This window comes from Azohydromonas caseinilytica (assembly GCF_012927045.1).
Classification (GTDB): domain Bacteria; phylum Pseudomonadota; class Gammaproteobacteria; order Burkholderiales; family Burkholderiaceae_C; genus Azohydromonas; species Azohydromonas caseinilytica.
The window spans coordinates 1-9,160 of sequence record NZ_JABBFW010000060.1 but is presented as its reverse complement, the minus strand read 5'-3'; the positions used below and the strand labels follow the sequence as shown (position 1 = coordinate 9,160).

Below are 9,160 nucleotides of genomic sequence, written 5' to 3'. Positions count from 1 at the left end.
CACGGGAGAGTGGTGCGCAAAGCGCTCCACCACAGCATCCACCACCGTCATCGCACACCTCCTGGAATCCGGTGTGTCAGAGGTGGCAGCGTGCTCGCTTCCCGCGCACCTTGAAAGAGGTGGGCTTGAGAGGTGCCCTCTGCGCCTGGACGGCCTTCGGTGCGTGCACTGCCGTCAACGGCGAACCGCGCCACCGCATCAAGCCACGGCCCTGAAACATGCGGGCGCTGCGCAGCGGCAACCTCCGTGACATCGCCGGCACCGTCCACCCCAAATGCCGGGTCGTCGCCCCGGGTACGGCTCCCTATCCTTGGGGCCGCCGCGCCGGAACAAGGTGCGGTTCAAATTCCGAACCATTCCCCGAGAGAGGTGCATCATGAAATTGATGGATACCGGGCTGCTTTCCCATGCGTGTTTGGCAGCAGCATTCTCCGCAGTTCTTGTGACGGGCCCCAACTCAGCCGCTGCGGCAACCGTCCATGTCAGCGCCGCAAGCAACTACGACGTCGGCAATTACCTCAGCTTCAACGACGTTTTTGACCTGACACCCTATGCAGCAGGCAACCGTGCGGTATCGGGCGAAATAGTCATCAATTTCAACCGCAGCCAGATTTACGGAAATGATATTTCCAGCGCAGGCAATTATATCCCTGACAACACCGCCTGGCTGGATTTCTATCCACAGATCTCAGACGCTCCAGGCAACAGATTTTATGCCAGGGACGTGCTGCAGCGCTTCGTGAATCCTGGGGCGGATGCGCTGGTGACCACGGCCAGCGGGAATTCCGTTTCCGTCCGGCCCACCGTGTACCGGTATGAAGGCCCTTATTTCACGCAAACGACACTCGACCGCTCCGCGCCCAACGGAGAAGGCGAAGACTATTATTTCAGCAGAAATTATTATCAGTACGAAGGATACTTTGGAGATTTCAGTGCATCGCTGGCCTTGACTGCGCAGGATCTTGCCGACATCAATGCCGACGGATGGCTGGGCTTCAAGGTGGGCAGCCTGGAGCAGGTGTTCACGGTCATGAGTGCCGACCTGACGGTTCAGTTTCAGCCCGCCGCCGTACCCGAGCCAGGCAGCCTCGCCCTGGTGGCCCTTGGCTTGGCGGGCTTGGCTGGCGGGTGCCGCCGCAAGTCCTCACGGGGCGGCCCGGTGTAGGAGCGGCAACACCGGCCCATTCCGAATATTTGCAATACCTCCAGCCCCGCCCCAGGCCAGTGAACTGGCGCCATGGACAAGAGCGGGCAAGGCAAAGGCGTGCGTTACGGCAAACAGTTTGCGAAGCCGTTTTACGTGGCGCCGCTTGGCATTCCCATTCGATGTCGCCCTGGAGCCCCAGGCCGCCCAGACACATCTCGATGGCCAGCCGCGCCCGCAGCGCCGGCCAATTTTCAAACGGCAGCCTTGCTCCCCCTATTGCTCATTCTTCGCCCAACAAATAAGCCCGCCACACCGCCGGATGCGCTGACAAAAAAGTTTCACACCTTCTCTTCAGCCGGGAGCCGCAAACAAGTCGCCACGACATCCCAAGCCCCCACACGGGATTTTGCGACGTGAGCATTCAAAAATGCTTTATCTGGTGCCGAACCCGGCTCCAGCCCGCGTTATGTCGCTACCTGTTTTTATGTTTTTGATTCCGCTGACTCCGTTGATTCCTTTGAATGCCTTCATGCCGCATGCGCAATAACTGCAGGGCAATATCAAGAATTACACCGGCATTCAACCCGAAATCCAGTTCAATGAGATTTTTACCAAGCCATCGCGCAAAGATTCCACCCGGGCTTGATGCTTTCCTTACCGAGCAGTCCCTTGAGTCTTTGATCGGTCGAGGCCTTTCACCGGGCGATGCCGCTGCGCAGCGTGACGCGGGCAGCGCCGTGGCGGGCGCGGCGCGTGGTGGTCTTCACCGCGCGCCATTGTCTGGCCGGCCGCGGCGCCGCTACCCTGCGGCCAGGTTCATCCCGATCACGCCGCGCGCCGTCCCGGGCCTGCCCAAGCGCGCGGCGAGCCTGAGGAGCGCGAGTTGAACGACACCTACGACCTGATCGTGATCGGCGCCGGCTCCGGCGGCGTCGCCGCCGCCCGGCGCGCGGCGGCGCATGGAGCACGCGTGCTCATTGCCGAGGCCGATCGCGTGGGCGGCACCTGCGTGATCCGCGGCTGCGTGCCCAAGAAGCTGATGATGTACGCCGCCGGCTACGCGCAGCTGCTGAGCGAGGCAGTGGGCTTCGGCTGGACCGGCGTGAGCGGCCGCTTCGAGATGGCGCGCTGGGCCGACGCCAAGGCGCACGAGATCGACCGGCTCGAAGCCATCTACCGCCGCATGCTGGCCGACGCGGGCGTGGAGCTGGTGGACGGACGTGCCCGCCTGAGCGGCCCCGGCCTGGTCGAGGTCGCGGGCCGCAGCCTGCGCGCCGGGCGTGTGCTCATCGCCACCGGCGGCGCGCCCGCGCGGGACGCCCTGCCCGGGCTGGAGCTGGCCATGAGCTCCAACGAGGTGCTGAACCTGCGCGAGGTGCCGGCATCGCTGCTGGTGATCGGCGGTGGGTACATCGCGGTGGAGTTCGCCAGCATCCTGGCCGGGCTGGGCGCGCAGGTCACGCTGGCGTTTCGCGACACGCTGCCGCTGCGCGGCTTCGACCCGGACCTGCGCACGCGCCTGGCGCAGGCGCTCTCCACGCGTGGCCTGACGCTGGCCGGCGGGGTGGCCTTGAGCGAGCTGGCGCGCGGCAGCGGCGGCGGCTTCGAGCTGCGGCGCGCCGACGCCTCGGTGCTGCGCGCCGAGGCGGTGCTCAACGCCACCGGCCGGCGCCCCAACACCGCAGGCCTGGGCCTGGCCGAAGCGGGCGTGCAGCTCGACGCGCGCGGCGCCGTCGCCGTGGACCAGGACAGCTGCACCACGGCGCCCGGCATCTGGGCCGTGGGCGACGTCACCAACCGCGTCAACCTCACGCCGGTGGCCATTGCCGAAGGCCGGGCCTTCGCCGACAGCGAGTTCGGCCGGCGCCGGGTGCGCGTGGACCACCGCACCGTCGCCAGCGCGGTGTTCACCGAGCCCCCGATCGCCACGGTCGGCCTGACCGAGGCTGACGCGGCCCGGGAAGGGCCGGTGGACGTGTACGAGTCCGACTTCCGGCCCATGAAGAGCGCCTTCGCCGGCGGCGCGGGGCGCAGCTACATGAAGCTCGTGGTTGATGGGCTGAGCGACGTGGTGCTGGGCATCCACATGATCGGCACCGACGCGCCCGAGATCGTGCAGAGCCTGGCCGTGGCGTTGACCTGCCGCGCCACCAAGGCCGACTTCGACCGCACGCTGGCCGTGCATCCCACGGCGGCGGAGGAATTCGTGCTGATGCGCGAGCCGGTGCGCCGCCACGGCACGCCGCCGCATGGACCGACCGGGACGGCGCCGACCTGAAACGCCGCGGCGGCCGGGAAAGTGCTCATTTTTGTGCCCGGAACTGCGAGCGGGCGGTGGCGGCAGACGCAGGGATCGGGTCGGTGGGCAGGGGCGTTGTACCGTACAACACCCATGGCCGATGCTTGTCCACCGGTCTTCACCGCGCTGCCGGTAGGCTGCTCAGCAGCCTGCAGTCCGGGCTGCGACGGACTGCCGGACAGCGGGTGTTGTACGGTACAACACCCGCCCCAGGCCGCCCGGCCGTCTCCAGGCCGGACTCGGGCCTACTTGCGGCCCAGGACCGCGCGCAGCGCCTTCTCCAGCGCCGGCCACCCTTCGGCCTCCAGCAGCCCGGAATCGAACTCCAGCACGGTGCGGGCGCCGTGTACGCGCACCTGCGCATACGCGCCGCGTCCCAGGCTGATGCGGCGCGGCACCGGCGCGCCGCCCTGTCCGCCCCTGGCCGCCGTGGCGACGGGGGTGTTGTACGGTACAACGCCCCCCCGCCGCGGCGCCTTGCCGGTGATGGCGGCATAGGCCTGGGCCGGCCCCAGCCGGGCTTGCGCCGCCTGCCGGGCCGCGGCCAGCGCCGCCTCCCGGTCACGCTCCAGCGCGGCGGCCAGCGGGCTGGCCCAGGCGAACTGCACCTCCAGCGGCGAACCGAAGGCCGCCAGCACCTCGGTCGGCAGCTCGGCCACCCGGATGGCGCGCGACACGTTGCCCGCGTCGGCACCCACCGCGGCGGCGAGCATGCGCAGCGAGGGGAACAGGCCCTCTTCCAGGGCACGCCGGTACATCAGGCCCTGCTCGTAGGCGCTCAGGCTCTTGCGGGCGCGGTTCTCGCGGTCCATCTCCGTGAACAGGTCGCGGTCGCCCAGCTCCTGGACCACGGCCAGCACCGGCAGGCCCAGCTCCAGGCAAGCACGGTGGCGCCGGTGGCCGAACACGATCTCGTAGCGCACCCTGTCGGCCTGCGCCTGCGGCAGTGGCCGCACCTTGATGGGCTGGACGTTGCCGCGCGCGTCCGCGATCTCGGCCTTGAGCGCCTCGAAGTCCGGCCCGGCAAAGCTCAGCTCATGCCGGTTGGCCCAGCGGCTGGCGCGAATGAGCATCGGGTCCAGCGGCTGCGCGCCGCGCTCCTGGCGCAGCTGCTCGGCCTCGGCCTGCAGCGCCTGCACCCGCTGCTCCAGCTCCTGGGCGCCGGCCACGGCCGCCGACATCAGGCCCAGGCCGGTCACGGGCCGATACGGCTCCGCCACCGGCGGCGCGGCGGCGCCGCTGAGCGGGGGTAGGTCGGTGAAATCCAGGCCGATGCCCTTGCGGGCCTTGCCTGCGCCTGCCTTGCTCACTGCGCGCCTCCCTGCTGCTGCTTGCGCCAGTAGGCGCCGGCCTGGTCCTCGATCACGTCGGCCAGGCGCTCGAAGGCATCCAGGGCACGCTTGAGCGTGGCGCGGCCCGAGCCGCCGCCGCCGTCGTACACCGTGCCGAACTCCACCGCCGTGGCGGCGGCGGCAGCGCTCTTGGGAATCTCCACCTGCAGCAGCCGCTCGCCGTAGGCCGCGCCCATCCACTCCCGCACCACCGCGGCCGAGGCGTCGTTGCCGTCCACGCGGCTGGCCAGCACGTCGATGAAGGCGAACTGCTTCTGCCCGGCCGCGCCGGTGACTTGGTGCGCGAGGTCGGCGAACAGCCGCCAGAACTGCGCGCTGGAGGCGAAGTCGAGCTGGTTCGGCGGCAGCGGCATCAGCAGGCCGTCGGCGGCCATCAGCGCGTTGATGGTCACGTAGCCCAGCGCCGGGGGCGTGTCGATCAGGATCACGTCGTACTCGGCGCGCACCTCGTCCAGCCCCGCATCGAGCACGCGCCAGAACTCCGGACCGCCGCGGCGCCCCTGGCGGCTGGCCAGCGCGAACTCCGCGCCGAACAGCGAGGGCGCCGCCGCGACGAGGTCGATGCCGTCCCAGTAGGTCGGCCGTATCGCGTAGCGGATGGAGCTTTGCGCGCCGGTGGCCAGCGGCAGGATCGTGTCGTCTTCCTGGACTTCGGTGTCGGGCAGGATGCCGAACAGCGTCGTGAGCGAGCCTTGCGGGTCGCAGTCCACCACCAGCACCCGGTGCCCGCGCAGGCTCAGGCCCTGCGCCAGCGTCAGCGCCGTGGTCGTCTTGGCCACGCCGCCCTTGAAGTTGGCCACCGCGATGCTCAGGGCCTGCGCGCCGGCGGGGCGCAGCCGCGCGCCGCGCGCCCAGCGCGCGCACTGGCGCATCTCGGCCAGCGTGAACAGGCGCCGCGCGCCGGTGGGCGTCACCGTGCCGGCCGGGATCTCGCCACGGCGGATGCGGTACTCCAGCGCGCCTTTTTCCAGGCCGGTGAGCGCCATCACCTGGCCCGTGGTGAACGTGGGCGCCGTCTTGCGGCTCTCCGGTGCCAGCATGGCGCCGCGCACCTTCGACACCACCGCCGCCACCCGGCCAGCTTGGTCGATCAATCCCGCCAGCGGTATTCCATCCCTCACGCGCATGTCCACGCTGCCATCCCTCGTTGTGCTTGGAAGCGAAATCATAACGGCGGAGCTCATTTGCGCTTCCACATGCGCAACACGCTGCCACCATGCAGTACCGCGGCTGGGCCATGTTTGAACCAGCGGCCGGGGCGGAATCAAGGTGCTCTTTTCTGTGCTGTGCATGGCGCGCACCAAGGGTCGGCTCGTTGTGCTTGTCGAGCGCCGGCACACGAAAGCGCACTTGCCAACCTGCCCCTTCCATGCCGTGCGTCACGCGACCGCGCAGGCATGACAGCGAACCCGTTTTGCTGTGCCCGAAGGTGCGCGCCGCCCGCTGTCACACCTGCCAAGAAGGTGGCCTTTCTTGTGTAACCCAGCCGCTGCATGAAGCCCTGGCCCGTGCTGCGCCGGTACCGCAGGGCACACAAAAGAGCACTTTTTTGGGGCTGGTGGTGCGCGTCGCCGACGCCATGCCTTCGAACATCCGTGGCCTCGGGTGGAAGAACGGGAGCCCCCTGGATCATTCGGGAACAGGAGAGCAGGTACAGCGCGGCCTCCGGGAGCAGCGCAGGGTCTCGTTATGGCCCGGTGCCTGAGAGCCGGAACGAGCACTCGTCATGGCCCGTGAAAGGCAGTCCAGGCGCCGCTGAAGCTTGCCGTTTGGTGGCTGGTGTTGCGCTTGTCTTCTGAAAGCTTCTCTTCTAGCTAGCCAGCTTTTAAATACTTAAAAGCCAGCAAGCATTCAGACCTCAAAAACTTCTTTTAAATCAACAAGTTACGACAAGCAAAGTGCTCTTTTGTGTGCAAAAAACAGCCCAAGGTGCTCTTTCATGTGCAGAAAGTGCCCTTTTATGTGCGGAGCAAGGTGCTCTTTTCTGTGCGGGAAAGTGTCCTTTTTTGTGCGGCAAGGTGGCCTTTCATGTGCAAGGTGTCTGTTTATGTGCAAATGGATAAATCCTCGATGCGACAGCCACTTGCGCACTTGTCCACAGCCAAGGTGCTCTTTTGTGTGATGTCGAGTGCCTGCTCAGGGCCAAGATTCCGACGGTCATGGAGCGCGGCGGGCGTGCCCTTTTGTGTGCGCTCTCGGTCGGTCCGACACCGTCCAGACCAGGGCATCAAGCAACTGCAAAGGTGCTCTTTTGTGTGCAGGAACTGGCGCCGGCGCAGCGGCGCAGGGGCAAAGGTGCCCCTTTTGATTGACCCTGGGCACCTTGGTCACTAGCCTTGGCGGCCTTCCCGTCCAGCCTGTTGCGTTTCCATGTCCGAGCTCATTCCTTCGTCCACGCCGCTGGGCGAGAACTACGCACTGGCGCTGTTCGAGGAAACCGTCGGCCGGGTGGGGCCCAACGCCACCATCAAGGAGGCCGACTCCGACATCACGTTCCGCAAGCACAACGTCCTGATTGACGTGGCCGGGCTGAGCTTGTCGGCGCGGCGCTGCCTGAACGTCATGAACTACCTGGCGTCCAGCGCGCCGGTGGAGGTGCTGGAGTTCGACTTCGACCTGGGGCTGTTCATGTTTCTCATCAACAGCGAGAGCCGCAACCGCAGACACCTGCTCGACGCCCTGCGCGAGGCGCAGAAGTCCAGCGTGCTGCTGGCGCGCGAGAAGCGGGGGCGCCACGGCAGCGGCACCACCAGCGAGATGGAGTACGTCTCGATCCCGCTGGTCGGCCGGGTGGGCATCGCCGCGGGGCGCGTCTACTTCAAGTTCGACGAGGCCATTCGCCAGCTGCACAAGGACCCACGCGGCTACACGCTGCTGTCCATGCGCACGACGGCGTCGCTGGACTCCGTGCACGCGCATGCCCTGTACGAGAAGCTCAAGTCCATGGCCTACCGCGGCAGCCCGACGGACTGGTTCACCGTGGACGAAGTACGGCGCTGGCTGGACTTGCAGGACGCCAAGTACGTGGCCGAATTCAAGGCCTTCAACCGCCGCATCCTGGACAAGGTGCGCACCAAGATCAACGAGATGACCGATCTCCACATCGAGATCGAAACCCGCTCCTCGCCGGGCTCCAAGCGCATCACGCACCTGCGCTTCCACTTCAGCGAGCAGGAAGGAAAGATGATCCAGTCGCTGGCGCAGACCGAGGTCCGCAAGAGCCTCTACGACGCCCTGCGCGGCGAGTTCGGCCTGGGCAATGACGACCTGGAGGCCATCACCCTGAACGCCAGCGAGTACACGCCCTCGCGCATCCAGGGTGCGATCGAGTTCGTGCGGCACCGGATGTCGGGACGCGGCCCCAAGGTGCGCTTTCCAGGCCGCCTCTTCATGAAGGCGTTGAAGGAGGGGTGGGCGGTGCCGACCGCGGAGTTGGCGGGCCAGCCGCCCGAGCCCGCGGCAGCAAGCCGGCCGGCACCGCCAGCGGCGAAGGGGGCGGCCATTGAGACGGCCGCCGCGGCCGCGCCGCAGCAGACGGTGCAAGACCCGGCAACGGCCGCGCTGCGTCGGGAGTACGAACGCAGCGGCGAACTGGGCTTCGAAACCTACCTGGGCTACGGCGCGCAGCAGCAGGCCGAGTTCTGGAGCTCCTTTGTTCGCAGCAGCCCGTTCCGCGTGCTCAAGGCGCAGCTGAAGCTGGAGAAGAAGCAGCCGACGGTGGAGGAACTGCGCGACAACGACCGGCTCCGGCTCGCTTTCGGCCAGCACGTCATGACCAGCCTGAAGAAAGCCGCCAGAAGGGAGCGGGCCGGGCCGAGCGAGCAGTCAGCCCTGTTCGGGAAGTGAGGCACCGGCGGGTGAGGCCGGGGCAGTGCCGCGTGTCCAAGTACAGACCCAAGACACCGGGCCCGGTGGGGCAGGCCTGGTGAAGCGCTGGCGTTGCGCCGGCCTGTGTGGACTGCGGTCTTCGGGCCAAGTGCGCGGCGCTGTTTCACGGGACAAGGCCGTCGGGTGGGCGTGCTGGTTAGCATCGCGCTGCTACGCGTCCCTTGCGCCGGGCGGCGTTGAGCTGCCCGCCGTGGTAGCGGAAGGACTCACGCACGCCCTGCCCACGCATCCACCGGCACTGCTGTCCGATGACCGACGTGCAATTCCCCTTGCGGACTCCCACAAACCGGTGTATAGTTTTGTCCCTCGCAACGAACTTTCGCTGCTTTGCTGGAAACGCAAGGAGGGTGGAAAGGGAGTTTGAAGCAAAGCGCTCTTGGAATATCGGTCTCAGGCCTCATGGGGTTCGGGCCGGGTTTCGTGGAGTTTTGCCGGGTGCCGTGCGTGGAGTTGACGCGGCATTGGCAGCGAGGC

General features: G+C 67.2%; 5 protein-coding genes. 3 read left to right on the top strand and 2 right to left on the bottom strand.

Going from position 1 to position 9,160, the window contains the following annotated elements; genetic code table 11:
* The first annotated feature begins 376 nt into the window (after positions 1–376).
* Positions 377–1,165 (top strand): PEP-CTERM sorting domain-containing protein, encoded by a 789-nt coding sequence (locus HHL10_RS29615; protein ID WP_169164027.1) that lies wholly within the window; start codon positions 377–379, stop codon positions 1,163–1,165.
* Positions 1,166–2,030: 865 nt separating this feature from the next.
* Entirely contained in the window at positions 2,031–3,425 is a 1,395-nt protein-coding gene (gorA, locus tag HHL10_RS29610; protein WP_169164026.1) for a glutathione-disulfide reductase, read from the top strand.
* A 266-nt stretch (positions 3,426–3,691) separates the two neighbouring features.
* Here the strand turns inward: gorA and HHL10_RS29605 are convergent, their stop codons facing one another.
* Both HHL10_RS29605 and HHL10_RS29600 read right to left on the bottom strand, forming a co-directional pair.
* Positions 3,692–4,756, bottom strand: coding sequence for a ParB/RepB/Spo0J family partition protein (locus tag HHL10_RS29605; protein ID WP_169164025.1), 1,065 nt, complete (start codon positions 4,754–4,756; stop codon positions 3,692–3,694).
* The gene (locus HHL10_RS29600) at positions 4,753–5,925 is read right to left on the bottom strand and encodes an AAA family ATPase (protein WP_169164028.1); all 1,173 of its coding nucleotides are present in this window, start codon (positions 5,923–5,925) and stop codon (positions 4,753–4,755) included. Before HHL10_RS29600 ends, HHL10_RS29605 begins: the two co-directional genes overlap by 4 nt.
* Before the next feature lie 1,243 nt (positions 5,926–7,168).
* Between HHL10_RS29600 and HHL10_RS29595 the strand changes: the two genes are divergently transcribed.
* Positions 7,169–8,644: a replication initiation protein gene (locus HHL10_RS29595; RefSeq protein ID WP_169164024.1), complete on the top strand. Its 1,476-nt coding sequence runs from the start codon at positions 7,169–7,171 to the stop codon at positions 8,642–8,644.
* Positions 8,645–9,160 lie beyond the last annotated feature (516 nt).